Here is a 21,941-nt window from a genome sequence, read left to right on the forward strand (position 1 = left end):
ATGAAACTATTCTATAATGAAACTATATTGCAAAGCAATACGTTTTTCCTATTTTTTTTAAACAAACGACAAAAAAACAGGACGTCCGACTCAGCTGCTTCGCCAAATCCAACATCCTGTTATGATTATGCTCTCTTTACGTTACACAGTAGTAGACAGTTACTAGTCTTCGTCTTGCTCCTCTTCTTTTTCCAGCACACAGCGGAATCGCTCCACACCCGGATACAGCTCACCCAGGCTGTACACTACGAATCCCGTATTTCGATAAAACTCTACCGCTTCCACATCGGTCTCTGCGATCAATCTGTCGGGGTTATATTTGGCCAGCACCTGTGATATCATGCCACGACCATAATTTTTAAAACGATTCTCAGGCAGAACTGCAATATGATGAATGGTGATCTCACTCGTTCCTGTAGATTCATATCCAATCAGACCGATCAGCTGGCCTTCGTCTTCATAACCGTCCAAATGCAGCTCTTCCTTATCAACATACTGTTGTAACGCACGATTCAGGTGATCCGGGTCGGGAAAGACCGAGTAGGACAACAGCTCCTGTACTTCCGGCTCCTGTATGCGTGATTTCAATTGAATTAACACCCTGATTCCTCCTATAACTTGCTTGATTCCGTTATCGTATTGTAGTCGTTAGCCTTTAAAAGTTCAAGTCGTATGCCGTTTCAGTTCCGATTGGAGATCAGACGTGATGCCTTCAGGCACCTGAATTCCTGCCAAATGATATGCATCCAGCAGCGCACCTCCGACTGCCGGCACATGGCTGGTAATGTAATGAATCTGTTGTCCACCCGGTGTATAGGCTGCATCCAGCCCCTTTCGAACGGCCTCCACCATATAAGGTGTACTCAGACAACTTCCTGTAAGCGTCATGCGCACTTGTTGATCTTCAAAACATGATGCAAGCATGAGAATACCCACAACGGCCGTATCCGCTGCTGAATCACATACTCTGACCGCAAGGGGAATATTTTCGGCTGCTGCTTCGGTAACTAAAGGAGCCATTTGACCAAATATCCGATTGATGGCCTGTCTATTTTCAGCAAAACCTGATACGCCCAGTGCAGCAAGCTCCGGAATCGAAGTTACATTCCAATAGGCTAATAGCTGTTCGATCCAGGGTTGGTCCTGCCGACCATAACGTCCCGCAAGGATGGAATGCACCGCGTCATAAGCCAAAAAACGAGCTGCTGTTGGCGCATAGTGGCCAAACTGGTCATTGCGGAGCCAGGTCCCTTGTTCCGTTTTACCCAGAATCAGAGAGCCTGTGCCTCCAATAGCTACAATGCCCGGCTCACCGCCAAAAGCTGCCGTATGTGCAATATGTGTGTCATTTACTGCACTGATTCTGCCTAATATACCGGTTTGGGCGAGTAACGCTTCAGCCCAGACTGTATCTTCAGGCCGATCCAGGCCTGCCATCCCCGCCTGAATGGAAGCAATCTGATTCACTTCTAACCCAGCTCCGCGAATGGCTTCAGCAATGCCCTCCAATACATTCTGCTCTGCATTGGCATCATGATAGCGGTTGCAACCGCCTTTTTGCACATAAGTCAAAACCTTCCCGTTCTCATCGGCTAATGCCACACGTGTATGGCTTCCCCCGCCATCCATCCCAATCACATATGTACTCATTCTGATCCCCCATGTTCTGGTGTGATGATGTCCCCTGTCCCATGATGCTTCTCGTGATGTTCCTATTAAGCTACCGAGTAATACGAACTGCCGGGACCTTACTACGCGATCCCGGCAGGCTGCTACTGCTTCTGTGCAGCGAAACGAAGCAGTTCACAACGGAACTGTGTCGGTTCATCATATTTTTCCTCTTCGATCGTCTGTGTTACATGTTCCTGAAGAAGAATATTCCAATCCGTATAAGCCTTCTCCAGTAATGCGATAGCCTCCGCTGTGGGCAGATTCAATTCAATCAACGGCTCAAGCTCCCGTCCTGTGTTGATTTCCTTTTCCTCTACACTTGTACTCATCGTGATACAATGAATGCCGCCTGTACGGGTTCCCGCTTGCAAACGTTCAATAGCTTCCACTAAAGCTTGTTTATTTGAAACATGTTCCAGACAAGAGCAAGCAACAATATAATCAAAATGATCCGGCTTGATAGCGTAATGCTCAACATCTGCTTTCTCTGCTTGCACGATATGATCAACCTGATATTCTTTCGCATATTTGCGAAGTCCATCTACAGCCTCATCCAGCAAATCCACCCCGATCACTTCACTGTTTGTTTGCCCGAGACGCTGTGCAATGGGTATCGTATGTCTGCCTACACCACATCCCAAATCGAGAACTCGCAGTTCCGTCTTATGGGCAAGTAGACGCTCCAACATATCCATAACCATAGGCATGGGCCTCGCCATCCAGGTACCGGACGCGAATAATTCATTATTCTGATAGAAGTTAGAATGGTAACCTGCCTCTGCTTTCCGTGCAGCCTCAAATTGTTCATTTGCCATAAAAGCACCTCCATAGATTAGATATTAATCGTCAATGTCCCCGAAACTGCAAACAGAATAATGGTGAGAATGACCATCACTACAAATGCCCCAGTTACGAGTAATTTACCTGTATCCTGCTTATACGTATTGTCACTAAATAACATCACGCCGCCGATGGTCATGGCTACCGGAGGAAGAAACAGTGTCATCAGAACAAGCAACACAATTGAATATGGATCCAATATCAATTCATCATTTTCAATCATGTGCGGTTGTTCAGGCTGAACCGTTTTGGTAGTAACCAGATTGCCACAAGATTTGCATTTGAACTCATTCTCTGCCATTTTTTCATGACAATATGAACAAACTCTAGGTGTATATGGCATCTCGCACCTCCCCTTAAGGACATCTTCTACTTAATACCCAGGTTGCTTTATTGGAATCAGATGAATGATGATACTGCAGAAGAATTCGATAGGTTCTTTGTCAAAAAGGATTCCAGCACCTCCTCGTATCGGGGACGATCCACTTGAAACGCTGTTCCATGACCCGCACGGGGGATAGTCAACAGTTCTTTTTCTGTCGGACAAGCTTCATATAGTCTGTAAACCATTTCTGTCGGAACAAACCTATCTGCCTCACCATGAATAAAAAGAACAGGAACTTGAACTTTGGTGAGTTGATTGAGTGCCGATGCCTCCCCAAAGAAGTAACCTGCCTTCCATTTAGAGATAAGACTGGTAACGGGTATAAACGGAAATGCGGGCAGCTTGTATAGCTGCTTGAGCTGGAAGGTCAGTTCATCCTTCACTGAGGTATACGCACAATCCGATACGATGGCCTTTACCTGATCAGGGAGAGCTTCACCACCTGTCATCAATACTGTAGCGCCTCCCATCGAAATTCCATGCAAGATGATCTCCGTCTCTGTGCCAACCTTGCCCAGAACCCAATGGACCCACTGAACATAATCTCTACGGTCCAGCCAGCCGAATCCGATGATATTGCCTTCACTTTGGCCATGACCCCGATCATCCGGCATCAGCACATTGTAGCCCCGCTTTTCAGCATAAAAGCGGGCAAAGCCCGCCATCTCTCTGCCTTTTCCCGAATAACCATGCGCCAGGATAACCGTTGGATGCTGCGATCCGTTGGGAGAAGGAAGCCATGTTCCATGCAGCTTTAATCCATCATGGGATTCAACATATATATCTTCGATTGGCTGCGTATCAAGCCACGTCAAGTCAGACGCACTGCTTATTATTTCGTTATCCGGTTCGGGCATCAGATTTGGATTGTCAACCAGAAATGATTTTGGAGCACGCCGAATGGCGGTTTTGAAGAAGTAAAGTCCACCTAACCATAGTAAGGCAAGAACGATCAGCACCAGAACCGCAAGGCTGTATAATAACATGAACATCCCCCTCTCTTTCAGTCGATCTTCCACGTGAAACAAGTATGTATACTATCTATCATTACGTAATTTCTCTGGGCTGAGATGCTTGTTGCCACTTCTGAATCACGTTGTTTAGAGATTCAAGCGTGAAGGGTTTACCAATAAAATCATTCATCCCGGCTTCAAAACATTTCTCTTTCTCTCCATCCATCACATTTCCTGTCATCGCAATAATCGGAATAGGGTGCCACATCTTATCCTGTTCTATGGCTCTGATATGACGTGTAGCCTCCAGTCCATCCATTACAGGCATCATGTTATCCATCAGGATCATACTATACTTATTGCTAAGAAAGGCCTCGCTAGCCTCTTCCCCATTAGAGACGGCATCCACTTGCGTCATGCCCAGCCTTTTGAGTTGCATCTTCACAACTTGCCGATTGATGACGTTATCATCTGCAAGCAAGATTGATATCGGAAGAGATATACAACTCTGCTCTTGGCTCCCCTTGCCGTGAACCATCTGATTGGATAACGGTTCAATCGTTTTGTGCGATGAGTTCTTCTCTCCATGTTCATTAGACATCACATGATCACTCTCCTAATCGCGAATTAAGCCCTACTGCTTATACAAAGGCTTTCTCAATCTCTTGCAGCAGCTTCAGCAGCCTCGATCGTCCCCGTTCAAATACAACCTATTTATTCATTATACATGAACGACGAATGGCATACATTCATATAAAAAAACTGACCTGCGTTATTAACGCAAGTCAGTTTTCCCCTCTGCGGCGAGACCAAGCTTTTTTAACAAACGAATCGCATCCGCCTTTTCCGAAGGTTCCAGCCCATCCACCGCATCAATGATCACCTGGTGGTGCTGAGGAAAGATTTGTGTGAACAGATGTCTTCCTTCCTCCGTCAATTCAGCGTATATGACACGCCGATCTTCCTTGGATGCTCGACGAATCAGCAGATTTTTGTTCTGAAGCTTGTCCACAACATACGTGATATTGCCGCTGGACATTAACACTTTTTCACCGATCTTTTGCAACGCCTGCGGCCCTTTATGGTATAACAAATCAAGCACGCCAAATTCTGTTGTATTCAGTCCATGACTCTGGATATCCCGATTGGATCTGGATGTAACGGAATTATATGCGCGAGCGAGAACCACAAATAATTGTAAAGACAGTTCCCGATTGTCCTCGTTGTTCGGCATTTCTTAATCCTCCATCACTTGTTTACATTTCGATCTGCGCCTGAAGATCGTATCTGCTCCCACTCTTCGCGCAGCATTCCCATACGAATCGAATCATAATACTTGCCATCCACAATGCGGCATTTGCGCATGCGTCCTTCTACCTGCAGTCCCGACTTCGAAGCTGAACGCATCATCCGTTCATTGCCTGACCAGGTCGTCAACCCAACCCGGGCCAGTGGCAATTGCTCGAATAAGTAGCTGGACCATATCTGAAGTACTCGCGTGCCGATCCCGTGCCCCCATTGGGCTGAACGATACAGCACTATTCCCATTTCCAGCCACATGGATGGACGATGTTCCCAATAGTAGCTGATTGTACCGACGATTCGTCCATTCAGCTCAATAATTCGAATGGAGTCCGGATCAGCATTGCTCTGAGTTGCTTCAAGTCTTCTTAACATGCTCCGTTCGAAGTCTTCGTAGCTCTCATGTTCAAGGGCATAATATGGCGCATCCCATTGCTTCCATTCCGGTACGTCTTCACTGTAGATCAATTCATAGAGTTCAGTCAGATCTTCTTTCTCCACACATCGAAGAACAATCTCACCATCCACTAACGGGTTTTCCCTCATCTATGCAATGACCTCACTTTCCGTTCATGAACGATGACGCTCATCGATGCTGCCATCATCCTTCGCAAGAATGACGGTGTCCGCCATTTTGATAAACAATCCATTATCGACAACACCTGGGAGCATATTTAACTGAACGTTAAGCTCCGCAGCATGTTCTATGGCTTCCATGCGGCAATCTGCAATGAGGTTTCCATTATCCGTAAGATAACGTTGATCCCCATCCATACGCCATTCCGGATGACATCCGAGTTTCTCCAGCGCCTGGAAGGTCCATTCTGAAGCAAACGGAACCACTTCAACTGGCAACGGGAATTTCCCCAGCTTTTGTACGGCTTTGCTGCCATCGGCCACAATAATCAGTTTGTCACTGTTTGCAGCTACAATTTTCTCACGCAAAAGCGCCCCGCCGCCACCTTTGATCAGGTTAAACTCAGGATCAACTTCATCTGCACCGTCAATGGTAAGATCCAGACGTCCAATTTGATCAAATGGAACGATCGGAATTCCCCACTCTTTGGCGAGCTTGTCCGATGCTTCCGAAGTAGCTACAGCCTGAATGTTCAACCCTTCACGTACTCGCTCACCAATTCGACAAATAGCGTAATACGCCGTTGATCCTGTACCCAATCCAACCTTCATTCCATCTTGAACATATTCTGCCGCGCGCTCAGCTGCTATCTGTTTAAGATTCATCTATAAACCCCCGCCTGCTCATGATTTGAGAAATGCATACTGTAGTTATTATAGATAAAACCGCTTCCGATGTATATCTGTGCATGACTTGTTGAACTGGAAAACTTGGCCTGTTTCTCCGCTTCACATGTATCATTGATGTTGCTTATGTACATTCTTGGTTAGCTTCTCCTCCCTGATATCTGATTTGTGTGGCAGAAGAAAGTCCGTTTTCTGTCGTTTTCACTATTTTTTCAATGTTTTAGGATGTTTTTTAACCCACCATGTTATAGAATACAGAATGAAACTAAAAAATGGGAATTATTTTAAATAAACAGTTCTAAATACCTAAATCACTCCTTCATATGTCCATAAATACGTAAAATATTAAAAAAGTTTTAACAAAACTATTCAATTTGACGACATTTTATACGACATATTAAGTATAGATGTGTTTTAATAATTAGACACCCATGGGTATCTAGGTAAAAATATCTCTACATAGCGACTAGAAACCCAAGACGATGGTCGCATATTATACCTTTGGAGGGGATACGGGAATGACTTAATTTGCATCATGAAGACTTCAGCATATTATCAATTCAAAGAAGATCAGGAGTGGACTTTAGTGAAATCATTAAGTTGGAAAAGCATGTCTTTTTTCTCCAAAAATCTGTTACTTTCATTTACTAACATCATTATTATCGGCGTGGCACTTATTGCCAGCAGCTATTACTTTCAAAAAACGATTCTCGTTGACCAGCTACATGGTCAAGTAGAACAAATCACCAAAAAATGGGCAGAGGGCATTGATTCCACCGAAGTACAGGCTGCTATTACAGAAGCCAATTACGATGGAAAAGCACAAACCAAATTGCGTGCCTATTTCGATGAAATGCAACAATATTATCCCAACATTGCACAAGCCTACATCTTTGGTGTAGAGCTGGGTGGAGATAACAAGCGGTTAACTTCCCTGGTTGCCATGCCAACCAATCTGAAGGAAGCCTTCCAGAGTGAAAATGTAAATATCGGCGACATGTATGAACAGCCTGTCGTTGTGGCAAATGCACTGAAAGAAATGGTGAATACGGATCGCCCAACGTTCACCACATTTTATTCCGACGACTTCGGAACCTGGACAACCATTGCTTATCCGATCAAGGATAGTAATGGCAAGATTTACTCTTACTTTGCAGTCGATGCAGACGCATCAGCAGTACCTGCCGGACTGAACAAATTGCTTAAGAACGGAATAATCATCCTGGTAGCGTTCCTCCTGTTGTTCCTGATTATCCAATATCTTGTTGTCAAAAACACGCTCTCCCCTATTCGTCACCTGATCAAAGGGATTGATGACGTAAGCCGGGGTAATTTGAATGTCAAAATTCCGACAGGCAAAGACGATCTGGGCATTGTGAACGAAAAGTTCAATACCATGGTTCGCAAGATCAACGATACCATCGTCAAAGTACAAATCACTTCGCAAGAAGTTAACGAGTCTGCCAAGGAACTGTATGAAGTCTCCGAGAGAAACAGCGAGAATGCTGATACTATTAATAGTAATGTTACTCAGATTACATCCAACATTCGTGCGCAGGAACAGGCGACCCGCGATAGTGCCCGTGCGATGTCCGAGATGGCTGTCGTCATTCAGACTATTGCCAGCAGTTCAGCGAGTGTAGCTGACGAGGCCTATGAGATGGAACGTCGATCTCAACAAGGAAACAGTGTGGTTCGTCAGGTATCCGAACAGATGAATCTGATTACGGAATCTGTTAAAAACACCGCATCGGCCATTCAGGTTCTGGAGAGCCGCTCGCAGGAAATTGGCGATATTCTAAGTATCATCTCAGGCATTTCCAGCCAGACGAACTTGCTTGCACTCAACGCATCGATTGAAGCAGCACGTGTTGGTGAAGAAGGTCGAGGATTCGCGGTTGTAGCAGGTGAAGTACGTAAGCTTGCTGAGCAGTCTGAAGAATCCACGAGCCAGGTTGCCGTACTGATCCAGGAGATTCAGGCTGAAATTAGACAAGCCGTTCGTGCGATGGAACAAGGAACGTCTGAAGTGGATACAGGGCTCAGCGTAGCTGATCAAACGGGTCAGTTGTTCGAAGAGATTCTGGAAGCAGCCAAGAAAGTATCGAATCAGATCCAGGAAGTATCCAGTGCTACAGAAGAAATCTCTGCAGGTACAGAAGAAATGACCGCAACTGCGGATGATTTGTCTGCGAGTGTGAGTAAGACAGCTGATAATAGTGAACGGATTTCTTCATCTGTTGATGAACAAAAAGCATCACTGATTACACTTGTTGATTCCTCTACCCGTTTGAACAGCATGTCTGAGGAACTGCAAGAACTGATTTCGCATTTTAATGTAAGTAAACAATAATTCAACCCACAACTTGAACGGTTTGAACCAAGGAGGAACAACTGAAGTGGTCGAAAATCAATCATCATCTCCCCAAACAGTGGAATCTAGCCTGCCGGTTCTTCAGATTCCACTGGATTTTGGGCGCCGTCAACAATCATTCACTTATGAGTCTGCTCATCTTTCACTGGAATCGTCCCTGGGTCGGGAACTGAAACAAAAATTCGGGTCAGAGGGTGTGTATCCAGCATTATTGTCTGCCTACGCAGCCCTGTTGTTCCGTTTATCAGCTGAGCAGGAACTTGCCATCGGCACGCTGGCTCCCGATCAGGCAGCCTCCCCTGTGTTATTGCAAATTCAAGGCAAATTAACCTTTAATGAACTGATTCATCAGATTTCCGATCAACTCCAGCTTCATTACACGCTGCAAGCGGGAGGAAATCCGGAAACGCTGTTCATGTATAACAGTGTGCAGCTGCCTAAAGCTCCTCAATTGTTAAATTGGAATATCCGTGATGATCAGGATATGCTCACACTGGATCTGTTCTATGACAGTTCACTTCTAAATGAATCTACGGTCACAAGATATGCAGAGTATTATCAGACTCTTCTTTTGGCTATGCTGCGTGACCAAGACAAGGCCATCGGTACAGTGGACATTTTATCCGCTTCAGACCGATTGCTATACCGAGAAATGAATGATACCGCCGTTCTCGAACCAGAGCATCAGACAATTCATGGCTGGTTCGAAGCAACAGCAGCCGAATATCCTGAATCTCCAGCAATTACTTCACCAACTGGCCGGTACACCTATAGAGAATTGAACGAACGTGCCAATCAGGTAGCCCGTGTGCTGTTATCCAACGGATTGCAAAAAGGAGAATTCGTCAGCATCTTTATGGAGCGGAGTCTGGAAACGATTATATCTTTGCTCGGTATTCTCAAAGCTGGCGGAGTATACGTCCCTGTCGATCCTGAGCATCCACAAGAACGCAACAGTTATATTGTCGAAGATACAGCTTCATCCTTTGTCCTAACCAAAGAGTCCTCTTTACCTGAAGCTTCACGGTTATTCTCAGGAATTACTACCGTTCGCCAAATCCTGGCCGTGGATGGACGCCTTGCCGGATTCGCAGCAAGCAATCCCAATCTGGATATTCAACCAGACGACCTGGCGTATATCATCTATACCTCGGGATCTACTGGCAAACCGAAAGGTGCACTTATCGCCCATCGAGGTGTTGCCAATCTTGGTAGTGTCGTGCAACGGGATTGCGATATTCAGCCAGGTGACGTATTAACCCAGTTTGCTACATACAGCTTCGATGCATCAGTGTGGGATACGATTGGCGCCTTGTTCTACGGAGCAGAACTGTACCTGTTGTCGGCGGAAGAACGTGTATCCGTTGAAGAATTTGCAAGTGCCATTGAGCGCACAGGTACAACGATTATTACAATACTGCCAACTATCTTTTTCAACCAGCTTGCTTCCTTCCTGTCTGATGAAGGCTTCCACAAGCTGGCCAAAGTCAAAATCATTACCGTGGCTGGAGAAGCACTGTATGGTGAGCAGGTTCGCGCCTTCCAGCGCAAATTCGGCAACCAAATTGATATCGTCAATGTATACGGACCTACGGAATGTACAGTAGCAACAGCGACTCACCGAATTAGCGAGCAAGTTCCGGAAAGTGTTGTTAACATTCCAATCGGCAGACCGATTCATAACTATAAAGTGTATATCGTTAATGAAGAACAGCAGTTATGCCCGGTAGGCGTTCCTGGCGAGGTATATATAGCAACACCCGCTCTGGCCAAAGGTTACCTGAACCAGCCGGAGCGTACAGAACAGGCATTCGTTGATAATCCATTTGCAATCGATGAGAAAATCTATAAGTCTGGCGATATTGCCAAAATGCTCGATAGCGGACTGCTGGAATATGTAGGACGCAGCGACTCTCAGTTAAAAATCCGGGGTCACCGGATTGAGATTGGAGAGATCGAGGATCATTTTGCCCGTCTGGATCAGGTTCAGGATGTTGCCGTGATTCCCAAGAAGGAATCTGATGGTCAAAACATGCTCGTAGGATACTTTACTTCTAAAGATGGCAGTACACTTTCCGTTGCGGACATTAAAGCGGAGCTAACGGTGAAGCTTCCTTCCTATTTTGTACCCAAATGGATCTGCCAGCTTGATGAAATGCCGATTGCACCGACAGGCAAAATCAATCGCAAAGCGATGGTAGCTCTGCCTCACGTAGAGCGTCATGAAGATCGACCTGATCGGGTACTGCCAGAGACGGAAACCGAAGCGATTATTCTGGAAGCATGGAAAGAAATTCTTCAGCACGATGACTTTGGTGTGGAGGATAGCTTCTTCGCCATTGGCGGTGACTCTCTACGGGTCATCCATGTGCTGGTCATTCTTAAACCGCATTATCCGTTGCTGAAAATTGCCGACTTTTTTGCCGAGAAGACGATTCGTGCCTTGGCGCAACGCGTGGAGAAGCTGGCTCAAACTACAGAAGAAACTGCCCATTCCTCAGGGAATAACGGCGTAATTACCCAATTGTCTGAACATCCTGTAGAGCTGAAATCCCAGATCGGATATCCTGAAATTCTGAATCCCGAGCATGTACTCCTGACCGGGGCTACCGGATATCTTGGATCCCATGTGCTGCAACAGTTGATTCTAACTTCGAATACACGCATCTATACTCTTGTTCGCCGCCCAGCAGATGGAAGCTCTGCGATGGAACGACTGAGCAGCGTTATGAAAAGTTACTTTGGACCAGAACTGCTCCCCCTCCTCGTATCCCGCGTCGAGATTATCGAAGGCGATCTGGAGCAACCGAATCTTGGTCTTTCAGTCGAGCAGACAACTTACGTTCAAGAACGAATTGACCGTGTAATACACTGTGCTGCGGATGTACGACATTTCGGGGATGCAGCACAATTCGCCAAAACCAATGTGGATGGAACCACCGCATTGCTTAAGCTCGTTCGTAGCAAGCCAGGTGCCTCCTTCCACCATGTATCCACGATGGGCATACCGGAAGATCTTGCACTCAGTGGACAGTGGGAATCCTCATTGCAATACGATCGCTTCCCAGCCGACTTGCATGTGGAAAACCTATACTCCGACAGCAAGCTTGAAGCTGAGAAAATGCTTATGATTGCTGCTGAAGAAGGTGTACCTGTGAGCATCTATCGTGCAGGTAACCTGACATGTCATTCCGAGACGGGTCGTTTCCAATCTAATATCGATAGTAATGCCTTTTATCGTATGATTAAAGCAATGTTATTGCTGGGTAAAGCACCGGCAGCCGACTGGATGGTTGATTTTACACCTATTAATTATGCAAGTCAGGCCATTGTACATCTGGCATTACGCCAGGATACAGCAGGACGTGTATTCCACATCTGTAATCCGGAGCCTATCAGCTACGATGATCTGATTCGTTCTGTGAATCGGGCCGGTTATGAAGTGGAGACTCTGCCTTTTGCAGAGTATACCAACTGGTTGTTCGATGGCAGTGTCAGTAAGGACCCTGAGGCGCTTCAACTGGCTATCGCCCAGCTTGAAGGAGACGGTGCAAAGGATTCTGCATACGTGTATGCCTCTCCTGTAACAACTGCTTATGTGGAACCAGCCGGCATTATATGTGCAAAAACAGATGACCGTTTCATCTCAAAAATGCTGGAACATGCCATCGAGATTGGTTATTTCCCTAAGGCCGTTCGACAGCAGTTTGGCACTTCTCCAACGATGGAATAAATTCAATAAAGTGAATGCCTATATTGCATCCATTAATGAATATAAAGAAGCCACCCCAACGTCAGTGATGACGGATAAGGTGGCTTCTTTTCTTCGTGAAGAATTCTCAAATCAAGCGGATCAAAGCAATGACAGCCAAATGTGCAGGATAGAAATAACGCCAAATCCAACGCGGACCTTTCAGACGGAAGCCTGCGTTATAATACTGGGCCAATGCAATTCCCGCTGTAGCAATCACGCTGTACATCTGAATAGAGCTGCTGTGCAGGTAAATATAGAGCACATTTAAGAGCAAATGAGCCATTACCAATACTGGGCCCTGGAAGTAACGGAATAGCAATACAAGCAGTAAGCCATACATACCATAATCCATATGGGTCATCTCCATGACCAAACCAGCCACGATCACAATCGGAATTCCCAGCAAACGGACCGGAAGTTTATCGAGCACAAGCAATACAAGTAGAGAAGACCATAATGTCCATACCACATTCAGCGAAAAATGATTAAAAGCCGCCATAAAAGGTAATTGAGAGATCACTGCTATCCAGAACAACCGCCATATGTATTTTTGTACGTTGCGAGTATGTTTATAACCGATATAAACGGCAAAAGCATAGATTGGGAAAGCAATCCGCCCTATGATTCTTAGCTCCCCCACCTGTGGATAAAAGACGGCCCCTATATGATCGATCAACATCGTGATCATGGCTATCCATTGCATCATTTTGTGCTAATCCCTCCTGCTTATCCTGAACTTCAGGGTTCTCCAAGTCTTTCTTATATCTGAAGTTCATAATACATGAACTTGGTGTCCAGCGTATAGCCTTCCGACTCATATAATGCCCGAGCTTTCTTGTTGCTGATCGCCGTAGAGAGCACTATTCGCACAGCTCCACTCTCATTTCCCCATCGTCTTGCAGCTTGCAGCAGCTTACGCGCAATTCCCCGCTGTCGATAATCCACATGTACGTACAGATCATTAAGTACCCAGATTGTCCTCATGGATACTGAACTAAAGCTGGGATACAGCTGTACAAATCCACCAAAATCACCCGTTAAAAGTTTATCCGTCAAACTGCACTCCACTTCCGATTCTGCAATTAAAATAACGGATTCATTGCGTTCCATACGTTCTCTAATATATTCATTCGCTCCGTTCAAATCAGTAAGCTGATCGTAAAACATCCTATACTCATTGAACAACTGTGCTACTCCGTTAACATCGCTAAGCTCGGCACGTCTAATCCGATACGCCATCTTTAACTCAACTCCTTATATAAAACGTCTCCCTGCTTAATTCCACCCTCTTATTTTAAAGCAGATTTCACGATCTCCCCATTCATCTTCTGCATCAAAGTTTGTAATATATTTCGATAATCTAAACTTAAAAGTATATTTCATTGGAAGCGTCGCACACTATAGTCAGATTACAGGCTCAGCATTACAGCATAGGGAGGCGAAACTGAAATGGAAAAAGACAATATCTATGAACAGGTTAGAGCTAGTCTGTTGGGTGTTGCCGACATGATCTATCAGCCTTTTCAAATTGGACCTTTTCATTGTGAACTCATCTATATTCAGTCCATTGTGGATACCCCTACTATGCGGGAAGCCATCGTTAAACCATTGCTTGAGGAAGCCTCTCGAAATGAAATAGATCATCAATTCATTACTCGTGTCGTGACCGGATCATTTTTCACACTGAACAGCCATCACTCGAATTCACCAGAAGCTATCGTTACTGATATCGTATCGGGCAATGCAGCCTTATACATCGAAGGCATTTCGGGAATGATTCATTTTGCACTTCAAAATTATCAAAGGCGTTCCGTAGCGGAATCAACCAACGAAGTTGTAATTGTTGGCCCTCAGGAAGCCTTTATTGAAGATATTCATGTGAATATGTCTCTGCTTCGGCACAAAATTAAACACCCTGATTTGAAGATGATCAAATTCACCGTTGGAAAATATACCAAAACCGAGGTGTTTGTAGTCTATATCCAAGGATTATGCAAGCCAGACATTTTGGAAAATGTATTGGAGAGCCTTGGTAATATTGATATGGATAGTAGTTTGGGCGTCAGTTATCTATCTGAATTTCTGGAGGACCATCCCCTCTCTCCTTTTCCACAATATCAATATACCGAACGTCCCGATACGGTTGCAGCTGCACTGGTTGAAGGGCGGATCGGGGTCATGCAGGACGGAACACCTTTCTCCCTGCTCATTCCGGTTACTTTTTTCTCTTTAATGCAGTCCTCGGAAGACTATTATCAACGATTTTATTCTGCCTCTTTTATCAGGATTATTCGTCTCTTGTTTGCCTTTATAGCTTTTCTGCTTCCATCCTTTTATGTCGCCGTTACTACATTTCACCCGGAAATCATTCCGACCAACCTGCTGATTACGATCGCTTCTGCGAGAGAAAACATTCCCTTCCCTGCCCTGATTGAAGCGCTCATTATGGAAGTGACCTTCGAAGGTTTGCGCGAAGCGGGGATTCGTATTCCGAAGCCGCTGGGGCAAACGGTGTCCATTATTGGCGGGATTGTTATTGGTCAGGCGGCCGTACAGGCTGGAATAGTCTCAGCTCCACTGGTCATTGTGGTGTCCATCACAGGGATTGCCGCCTTTATCATCCCGCACTTCGAGCTCGGACTGGCATTCCGGCTGCTTCGTTTTCCGGTGCTTTTTATGGGTGGAACATTGGGTCTGTTCGGCATCGTGATTTCAATCTTTATGATTTATTGGTATATGGTTAGTCTCCGTTCATTTGGCGTGCCATATATGCAGCCATTTGCCCCCCTCGTGCTGCGTGATATCAAAGATACGATCGTTCGTGTGCCCTGGTTCTTAATGAAGAAGCGACCTGCAGCTTACGAAGATGCTAATAAGAAAAGGCAAAAGACATGAAAAGGTTAATGATTACACCCAAACTGACTGTCGCTTTGATGTGCGTTTTACTGTGCAGTGGCTGCTGGTCCAAAGTGGAGATAAATGAACGTACATTTATTACGACCATGTATGTGGATAAAGGGGAAAAGCCGGGTGAAATTGATATTTCACTAAGTATGCCACTGCCGAACCGCATCTCTCCGGAAGGAACGGGAGGACCTGGAAAAAACCCATATGCTCTCGTTTCGGCTACCGCATCCACCATCGCTGATGCCATGGAGAGAATTCAAACAGATCTCACACGAAAGATTTCCTGGGGGCACACACGAGTAGTGGTATTCGGTGAGGCATACGCCAGAGAGGGAATTCAAGATGCGATGGAATGGATCTCACGTGAACCTTTGTTCCATCTTAGCAGTTACGTCATGGTTGCCAAAGGCAGAGCCAGAGACGTGGCTGATCTGACACCGGTTTTCGAAGAAACACCCAGTGATGTGTTAAGGGAATTTGCAACTGAAGAAAACATGTTAAAGACGCAAATGCTCAGTGTACTTATGGCTGACAAAATGAATCAGGGCTTTGTCGCTCCCTTACTGGAATCAAAATCAACCGCGATGGCAAGTGAGGATAATAAACGAAAGCAATGGACCAGCCAGGTAGGGGGTGCTCTTTTCAAACAGATGAAAATGGTCGATTCAATCTCTGCCGATGAAACAAGGGGTATAGCCTGGGCCAATCGTAAATTGGATACCTTGGCTGTCTCCGTGGAAACCGAGGATGAAAAAGCAAGTATGACGGTCTATAATACGAGTTCCAAAATCAAGGTTAGACTTGTAAATGGACAGCCTTTCTTTGATATCACTTTACGGGGGCAAGCAGAACTGAATTCCGTAATCCCGATTCTCAAGGTAAAAGATATTGTGGGTGTCAAACAGATCGAGCAAAAGGCTAATGAAAAAGTAAGTGCCCATCTGACAGACGCCATACGAACCGGCCAACGTAAAAAAGCAGATATTCTGATGCTCGGTTATCGCCTGGAATGGGCATATCCTCACATCTGGGAACAGTTACGTCCCGTTTGGAATGATTATGTCAAAAACGAATTGCAGTTTAAGGTGCATGCCCAGATTAACATCCAGTTTGTAGGTTCGGAATCCAGCTACTAATAGGAACAGAGGAAGCGTCAGGCCACTTTAGGAGGTAAACCAATGATTGCTGTTGTATTGTTTGCCGTATTGTACATACTGGAGTGGCCCATGATCAAGTCCAGCAAAAAGGGAATGAAAAAGACCTATTTCGTTCTGCTGGGAATATTTCTGCTGTGGAATACGTTGGCTGTCTCTGTACCGGGCTGGCCTAATCCCAATGATGTCATCAGGCTGGTCTTTGGCTGGGCAGACCGCTTGTTTGGCTAAGAAAGGAACACGCCATGATCAAATTGTCAGCCGGACAAGCGTACCGTTTTATGTTTGTCTACCTTTACTCCGAACCCATTGCTTTTCTTCTGCAGCGCTTGTTCAAAATGAGCGGGTATCAAGGGTGGATATCCATCCTTGGTGGGTTTGCAATCAGTCTGATCCTTCTCTTTTTCACATACAGATTGGGAGCGGTTCACCCGGATCGACCCTGGATTGATTTTGGTGAAGAAATTGTGGGCAAGATTGTTCACAAGCTGTTCCTCGGTCTCATCGTGTTGCTGTGCCTGTATTTGATATCAGTTGACGTAGAGAATTTCATCGTTTTTCTGCAATCCATGTATCTACCCGAGACACCAATATGGCTGACAGCAACTATAACCATTTTATGTATCAGCCTTTCAGCACGCTCGGGTTTAATTACCATTGTCTATTTATCAGAAGGGATATTTCTGGTGCAAGTCTTCACATCTACTTTTCTCATGCCTGCTGTAATGGGTGGAGGAAATCCTGACGTACTTCTTGCCATGGTAACTCATCATGATCTGAAAGAAATATTGACAGGCTCGATTTCAACCATGCCTTGGTTTTCAGAATGGATGATGTTCCTGTTCCTCGCCCCTGCCATTGCTTTCAGGCGGCCGCTTCTACGAAGTATGTTATTTGCAGGCTCTACACTTGCATTATTCATTATCGTGTTCTGGATGTTTACTTTAATGAATTTTGGACCTTACGAAGCCAGCAGTCTTCGCTACCCTTTACTGGAGATGATACGTTTTGCCCGTTACGGCGATTTTCTGGATAACCTGGATCCCTTCCTGATCGCCATCTGGTCTACGACCATGTTCACGCGCAGCTCGTTTCTGTTATACGTCGCATCCATTTGTCTTGCTAAACTTACTGGAGTCCGGAAGGATAGAACGGTCGTCTATCTGCTGGCAGGAACAGCGGCTTCATATGTACTTCAGTATGCAAAAGACGCGGCTTCTTATGAATTAGCCATTCGTTCTTTCGCCATTGCTACATATGGCGTTCTTATCGAATGCATGCCTATATTGTATGTTGTTGTTTACTGGCTGCGTTTCGGGAAAGGCAAAAAGACGAGCGAGGCTTCTCCCGCCCCGTCGCCTTGACTTTGGATTCAGTTCAGTTCAACTTTTTTCGCTTGTGGGAAAGGATCTGTATCTGGGAAAATGACCCCTTTTTTCAAAATCAAATTGGCATACTGCGCACGTTCACCGGTTGCAACAATGACATAGGCGCGAGAAGCTCTTTCATAAAACGCGAAACGCTCTTCATGATCAAATGCTTCCGTGATACCCTCATGGTCAAGGATCAGCCTGCGGTAATCTTCCCAAATGATGGGCACCACCTGATCCCCCTTGACGACCTGCATAACGGCTGCCGGCCGCTCAGCGTACGTATCCAGTGGATACAAGCTTAAAATGGCATCCAGTAACTCCACTGTACCGAGCGCATCACAGCGAATCAGCCGCTGGGCATGACTAGCTGCGGGGAAGTTGCCATCAGCCAGTACCAGCTCGTCTCCATGGCCCATTTCAGACATGATCTTTAGCAGTTCCGGAGGTATTATTGCGGGAATGTTCTTCAGCATACTCAGCTCTCCTCAGTCAGCTCCAGAATTAGCTGGAGCAGATTCGTCTTCGTAACCTCACCATCATGTAGCCTAATTACCGCGATACAGCGGCACTTCCATTTTATCAGTAATTTCCAAGGTTTGCATATTTCAATGTTCGCATAACGGTTATTCCAATGTGAATTCACATATGAACGGATCTTATCACTGCGCTGATGTTCATAAATCCGTTTTGACAAAATTAATTGTTTAGCATATAGTTGTTATAACAAGTAAATGAGTTGAGGCTATTTTGCTTAAAGAAAGAGAGGATTATATGGGGAACGACTATTCGCTCGATCAATCCATTGGGTTCATGCTGGGCATGACACATCGCAAGGCGTCGGCTTTACTAGCCATACGTTTCAAGCCCTATGATATTACAACAGAGCAATTTTCCGTTCTGTTCAACATCGGTAGAGGCGAAGGCGTAAATCAGAAGGAAGTCGCTACTCGCGTCTATAAAGATCAGCCCACAACTGCCCGTATTATTGATCTGTTGGAAAAGAAAGGCTGGGTCGATCGTCGGACCAGCGAACAGGATCGCAGAGCCTACTTGCTCTACTTGACCGAAGAAGGAAAAAAATTGCTCGACCAGCTTGTTCCGCTCGAAAGAGAAATGAATAAAAATCTGATTGAAGGTATTCCCGAAGACCAGATGGAAGCATTTAGGCATACTCTTTCCCTCATGAACAGCAACTTGTAACGAACTTTAACACCAGGGGGAATGAACAACTAATGAAATCACAATCAGCACAAGTCAAACTATGGACCACCGATTTTATTCTGCTCATGTTATGTAACTTTCTACTCTTTCTGCAACTTCACATGATTGTGTCCCCACTGCCTTCTTATGTGCAGGACCGTTTTCATGCCAATGCCTTTGAAGTCAGCCTCTTTACCTGTCTTTTTGCCCTTAGCGCCATTGCTGCCCGGCTCTATTCAGCCAAAGCATTGGAGAAGGGTCTTCGTAATGCCATGATCTATATTGGCCTGACAATTGCCTTACTCGCTACACTCGGATATTACTTTGCCGCCGGGATTGCTGTCCTTTTATTGCTGCGCATGGTGTTCGGTATCGGATTCGGTATGAGTAGCACGGCTTTCCCCACAATGGCATCGGATATTGTGCCTGTGAAACGAATGGGTGAGGGCATGGGCTATTTCGGCCTTTCCACAAGTCTCGCTATGTCCATGGGTCCCATTATTGGGGTCACCGTGCTTCAAGGTGCCGGTTTCGTGACACTAATGTTATGTACGGCAGGTGTTATCGCGGTCATCTATCCGCTCAGCTATTCACTGACACGCAAGAAAGCTCGCAGGCTCAATGATGAGGTGGTCCCCACTCCACCAGTTGGAACAGCTGCGATATCAGGCACCAAAGTAAAGACACCTTTCAACCGCAAATTGATTCTGCCAAGTATACTGAATTGTTTATTATCCATCACGTATGGCGGACTGGTCGGATTCATCGTTTTGTACGGAAAAGAAGCCAACCTGGCTAATCCTGCACTGTTCTTCTTGTTTAATGCTCTCGCTGTACTGCTGGTCAGACCGTTTGCAGGACGGATTTATGACAGTAAAGGTCCCAAAGCATTACTGATTCCCGGAGCGATATTCATCGCTGCTGGACTGATCATGCTCTCATACGCCTCGTCGATGTCCATTTTGTTTGTCGCTGCATTTTTATATGGAATCGGATATGGTTCGATACAGTCTTCCATGCAGACCTGGATGATTCAGATTGTCTCCCCTTCACAGCGCGGTATGGCTAACGGCATGTTTCTGAATACGCTCGATCTGGGGATTGCTCTGGGAGCACTTCTGCTGGGCGCTATTGCATCCATAACCAGTTATACCGATATGTACCGTTATTCCGTTGTGTTCATGATTCTATTTCTCCTGATATACCTGATTCAAGGGAAACGTAATGGAGGTTTTGCGGTACCTGTGCATCCGTTATTGACTCATACACATATCACTGCGCAGGATTCCGATCGGCATGAGCTTACTGAGACTGCAACCGAAAAAAACACAACTACTCAGCAAAAAGATAGTTGATGCAACTACACTGCTGTATTTCAATTCATTAAAAACGCGTTTACTCTGTGAGGGAAAATACATTCCTCAGAGTAAACGCGTTTTTTATCTTAAAATAATTCAGAATGGACTTTTCTTCCGTCTCCCTGGCAGATAACCACTGGGCTGTTTTACTTCATCATACTCAAGTTCATGATTATTTTGACCACTACCTGATGTGGGCTGGTTCCCCTGGTCTGGCTTGACTGCCAATAAGGTGAGCAATCCCCCCACCGCTCCGGACGCGGCGAGAATACCAAATAAAAGGAAATGGTGGGAAGAGATCAACAATGACACGACAGGAGGGCCGAGAGACACGCCGATAAAACGCATGCTGCTGAATAACGCCGTGATGGTGCCCCGTTGTTCCTTGTCCACCCCTTCAGTAACCATAGCATCCAGACATGGCAGTGTAGCCCCTATTCCTGCCCCGCCAAGGGTGAACAAACCGACGACTACATAGATGTTGTCAAAAAGTCCGATTATACCGAGGGATACCGTTAAAACAGCAAGTCCGATAAACCCAAGCCATTTCATCCGTGTCTTGTTCTTTCCTATCCATTTTCCAGCAAAAAAAGACGCCAGACATAAGGCAGCCAGTGGTATGGCAAGTACAAGTCCTTTAAGTACCCCTTTTAATTTGAACTCTGATTCCAATGTCTCCGACAGATAAAAGAGCACACCAAAGAGAACAAACATACAAATACCGCCGATCGCAAAAATCGCATACAGCCAGCGGCCCTTTTCTTTGAGTACACTGCGGATGGAAGCCACAAACTCGGGAAAACTCTTTGGTTCTTCCTTCCGCTTCGGTGTTTTCACTAAGAAAATAACCAGAACCAGGGAAAGCACACAGAGTACCGGAATAGCCATAAAAGGTAAATACCAAATCCACACAGCCAGAGCTGCACCCAATATCGGACTTAGTACCTTGCCAAAGGTGTTGGAGGTTTCAATAATGCCAAGGCTTTTACTCACCTCGTTCTCATCATCAAACATGTCACCAACCAATGGTATGACAATCGGGAAAGCTCCGGCTGCTCCTATCCCTTGCAAAAGTCTGCCACCAAGAATGGCCCAGTATGCCGCATTTCCATTCAGCATCCAGGCTGCTCCACCTGCTACCGCGCCTCCTACAGCTGCAATGATGAGACTGGGAATAATGACGGCTTTTCTGCCGAAACGATCCGACAGATATCCTGCAAGTGGAATGAGCAGGATTGCGACGACCGCATAAACCGTAATTAACATGCTGACCTTAAATGAGGACACTTTCAATTCACGCTCAATTTGCGGTAGGATGGGAATCAGCATGGAGTTGCCCAGCGTCATTATTACCGGAATGGAAGCAAGTGCGACGAGGTCCCACTTTTTATCGTTCATGCCTCAACC

The 21,941-nt window shown here is 45.6% G+C and carries 21 protein-coding genes; 8 read left to right on the forward strand and 13 right to left on the reverse strand.

Annotated features, from left to right (window positions below; translation table 11 throughout):
- Positions 1-162 precede the first annotated feature (162 nt).
- The 9 genes from ACR1R9_RS16420 to rpiA form a co-directional block, all read right to left on the reverse strand.
- Complete coding sequence (locus ACR1R9_RS16420) at positions 163-600, reverse strand: GNAT family N-acetyltransferase (protein ID WP_099853402.1); 438 nt, start codon at positions 598-600, stop codon at positions 163-165.
- A gap of 63 nt (positions 601-663) precedes the next feature.
- Complete coding sequence (locus ACR1R9_RS16425; RefSeq protein WP_433923177.1) at positions 664-1,650, reverse strand: N-acetylglucosamine kinase; 987 nt, start codon at positions 1,648-1,650, stop codon at positions 664-666.
- A 122-nt stretch (positions 1,651-1,772) separates the two neighbouring features.
- A complete protein-coding gene (locus ACR1R9_RS16430; RefSeq protein WP_433923176.1) occupies positions 1,773-2,486 on the reverse strand; it encodes a class I SAM-dependent methyltransferase in 714 nt (237 codons plus the stop codon).
- A 17-nt stretch (positions 2,487-2,503) separates the two neighbouring features.
- On the reverse strand, positions 2,504-2,854 hold the full coding sequence (locus ACR1R9_RS16435; RefSeq protein WP_433923175.1) for a hypothetical protein: 351 nt from the start codon (positions 2,852-2,854) through the stop codon (positions 2,504-2,506).
- A gap of 56 nt (positions 2,855-2,910) precedes the next feature.
- The gene (locus tag ACR1R9_RS16440; RefSeq protein WP_326067199.1) at positions 2,911-3,882 is read right to left on the reverse strand and encodes an alpha/beta hydrolase; all 972 of its coding nucleotides are present in this window, start codon (positions 3,880-3,882) and stop codon (positions 2,911-2,913) included.
- 61 nt (positions 3,883-3,943) lie between these two features.
- On the reverse strand, positions 3,944-4,450 hold the full coding sequence (locus tag ACR1R9_RS16445; RefSeq protein ID WP_433923174.1) for a response regulator: 507 nt from the start codon (positions 4,448-4,450) through the stop codon (positions 3,944-3,946).
- 174 nt (positions 4,451-4,624) lie between these two features.
- Positions 4,625-5,083, reverse strand: a complete 459-nt coding sequence (locus ACR1R9_RS16450) for a MarR family winged helix-turn-helix transcriptional regulator (protein WP_024630132.1) — start codon at positions 5,081-5,083, stop codon at positions 4,625-4,627.
- Between the two features lie 14 nt (positions 5,084-5,097).
- A complete protein-coding gene (locus ACR1R9_RS16455) occupies positions 5,098-5,679 on the reverse strand; it encodes a GNAT family N-acetyltransferase (protein WP_433956376.1) in 582 nt (193 codons plus the stop codon).
- Positions 5,680-5,721: 42 nt separating this feature from the next.
- Positions 5,722-6,393: a ribose-5-phosphate isomerase RpiA gene (rpiA, locus tag ACR1R9_RS16460; protein ID WP_076289446.1), complete on the reverse strand. Its 672-nt coding sequence runs from the start codon at positions 6,391-6,393 to the stop codon at positions 5,722-5,724.
- Between the two features lie 631 nt (positions 6,394-7,024).
- On the opposite strand from rpiA, the gene ACR1R9_RS16465 reads away from it, so the two are divergent.
- Together ACR1R9_RS16465 and ACR1R9_RS16470 are read left to right on the forward strand one after the other, a co-directional pair.
- Positions 7,025-8,767 (forward strand): methyl-accepting chemotaxis protein, encoded by a 1,743-nt coding sequence (locus ACR1R9_RS16465; RefSeq protein ID WP_076289738.1) that lies wholly within the window; start codon positions 7,025-7,027, stop codon positions 8,765-8,767.
- A 46-nt stretch (positions 8,768-8,813) separates the two neighbouring features.
- A complete protein-coding gene (locus tag ACR1R9_RS16470) occupies positions 8,814-12,521 on the forward strand; it encodes an amino acid adenylation domain-containing protein (RefSeq protein WP_433923173.1) in 3,708 nt (1,235 codons plus the stop codon).
- A 106-nt stretch (positions 12,522-12,627) separates the two neighbouring features.
- On the opposite strand, the gene ACR1R9_RS16475 is transcribed toward ACR1R9_RS16470, so the two are convergent.
- Positions 12,628-13,248 (reverse strand): TraX family protein, encoded by a 621-nt coding sequence (locus ACR1R9_RS16475; protein ID WP_433923172.1) that lies wholly within the window; start codon positions 13,246-13,248, stop codon positions 12,628-12,630.
- Between the two features lie 53 nt (positions 13,249-13,301).
- Positions 13,302-13,781, reverse strand: coding sequence for an N-acetyltransferase family protein (locus ACR1R9_RS16480; protein WP_433923171.1), 480 nt, complete (start codon positions 13,779-13,781; stop codon positions 13,302-13,304).
- A 210-nt stretch (positions 13,782-13,991) separates the two neighbouring features.
- Here ACR1R9_RS16480 and ACR1R9_RS16485 point away from each other — a divergent pair, with 210 nt between their 5' ends.
- Genes ACR1R9_RS16485 through ACR1R9_RS16500 form a run of 4 tightly spaced genes read left to right on the forward strand, consistent with a single transcriptional unit; the run spans position 13,992 to position 17,967 of the window.
- On the forward strand, positions 13,992-15,437 hold the full coding sequence (locus ACR1R9_RS16485; protein WP_076289443.1) for a spore germination protein: 1,446 nt from the start codon (positions 13,992-13,994) through the stop codon (positions 15,435-15,437).
- Entirely contained in the window at positions 15,434-16,585 is a 1,152-nt protein-coding gene (locus ACR1R9_RS16490) for a Ger(x)C family spore germination protein (RefSeq protein ID WP_099853420.1), read from the forward strand. Before ACR1R9_RS16485 ends, ACR1R9_RS16490 begins: the two co-directional genes overlap by 4 nt.
- Before the next feature lie 42 nt (positions 16,586-16,627).
- The gene (locus tag ACR1R9_RS16495) at positions 16,628-16,834 is read left to right on the forward strand and encodes a hypothetical protein (protein ID WP_076289441.1); all 207 of its coding nucleotides are present in this window, start codon (positions 16,628-16,630) and stop codon (positions 16,832-16,834) included.
- Positions 16,835-16,848: 14 nt separating this feature from the next.
- Entirely contained in the window at positions 16,849-17,967 is a 1,119-nt protein-coding gene (locus ACR1R9_RS16500) for a GerAB/ArcD/ProY family transporter (protein ID WP_099853422.1), read from the forward strand.
- A gap of 8 nt (positions 17,968-17,975) precedes the next feature.
- Here the strand turns inward: ACR1R9_RS16500 and ACR1R9_RS16505 are convergent, their stop codons facing one another.
- Positions 17,976-18,449 (reverse strand): RbsD/FucU family protein, encoded by a 474-nt coding sequence (locus tag ACR1R9_RS16505; RefSeq protein WP_175381568.1) that lies wholly within the window; start codon positions 18,447-18,449, stop codon positions 17,976-17,978.
- A 298-nt stretch (positions 18,450-18,747) separates the two neighbouring features.
- On the opposite strand from ACR1R9_RS16505, the gene ACR1R9_RS16510 reads away from it, so the two are divergent.
- Both ACR1R9_RS16510 and ACR1R9_RS16515 read left to right on the forward strand, forming a co-directional pair.
- On the forward strand, positions 18,748-19,176 hold the full coding sequence (locus ACR1R9_RS16510; protein ID WP_024630121.1) for a MarR family winged helix-turn-helix transcriptional regulator: 429 nt from the start codon (positions 18,748-18,750) through the stop codon (positions 19,174-19,176).
- Positions 19,177-19,208: 32 nt separating this feature from the next.
- Positions 19,209-20,531 (forward strand): MFS transporter, encoded by a 1,323-nt coding sequence (locus ACR1R9_RS16515; protein ID WP_099853425.1) that lies wholly within the window; start codon positions 19,209-19,211, stop codon positions 20,529-20,531.
- Positions 20,532-20,630: 99 nt separating this feature from the next.
- Here the strand turns inward: ACR1R9_RS16515 and ACR1R9_RS16520 are convergent, their stop codons facing one another.
- Complete coding sequence (locus tag ACR1R9_RS16520) at positions 20,631-21,932, reverse strand: MFS transporter (protein WP_099853428.1); 1,302 nt, start codon at positions 21,930-21,932, stop codon at positions 20,631-20,633.
- Between the last annotated feature and the right edge of the window lie 9 nt (positions 21,933-21,941).

The organism is Paenibacillus taichungensis, assembly GCF_050994985.1.
GTDB lineage: Bacteria > Bacillota > Bacilli > Paenibacillales > Paenibacillaceae > Paenibacillus > Paenibacillus taichungensis.